Origin of the sequence: Stenotrophomonas sp. HMWF003 (assembly GCF_003061285.1) — a bacterium.
Lineage (GTDB): Bacteria > Pseudomonadota > Gammaproteobacteria > Xanthomonadales > Xanthomonadaceae > Stenotrophomonas > Stenotrophomonas maltophilia_AP.
The window spans coordinates 7,387-7,859 of record NZ_QAIW01000372.1 but is presented as its reverse complement, the minus strand read 5'-3'; the positions used below and the strand labels follow the sequence as shown (position 1 = coordinate 7,859).

The 473-nt window shown below is 70.4% G+C and carries 1 protein-coding gene; it reads right to left on the bottom strand.

Going from position 1 to position 473, the window contains the following annotated elements:
- Positions 1 to 473 (bottom strand): cation:proton antiporter (locus tag DBR34_RS23325; RefSeq protein WP_258223978.1); only part of this gene is annotated, 473 nt, incomplete at both ends.

The following is a 473-nucleotide window of genomic DNA, read 5'->3' as shown; positions in this document are numbered from 1 at the left end:
GCGCACGCCGGCCAGCGAGGTGGCCACCACGATCCGCCACGACGTGCCCGGCCGCGCTTCACCGCGGTGGCGCGCCCGCAGCACGCTCCAGCGCAGCGACAGCCACACCCAGGCCAGGCGCAGCAGCACCAGCGCCAGGTTGATCACCACCACGTACACCAGCAGCCACCACGCGCTGTGGTGGCCGCTCTCGCTGACGGTGGTGATGGCGCGTTCGACGATGCCCGGCAGCTGCTCGCCCAGCAGCACGAACATGATGCCGTTGAAGCTGAACTGCAGCATTCCCCACACGGCCGCGCGCTGCACGCGCATGCTGCCCGACACGCGGCCGGTAAGCTCGACGTAGCTCATGGTGATGCCCGCGGCCACCGCCGCGAGGATGCCCGACGCGTTGGCTTCTTCGGCCAGCAGATAGGCCGCGAACGGAATCAGCAGGTTGACCAGCAGCGCCGCACCCGGCTCCTCGCCGAAGC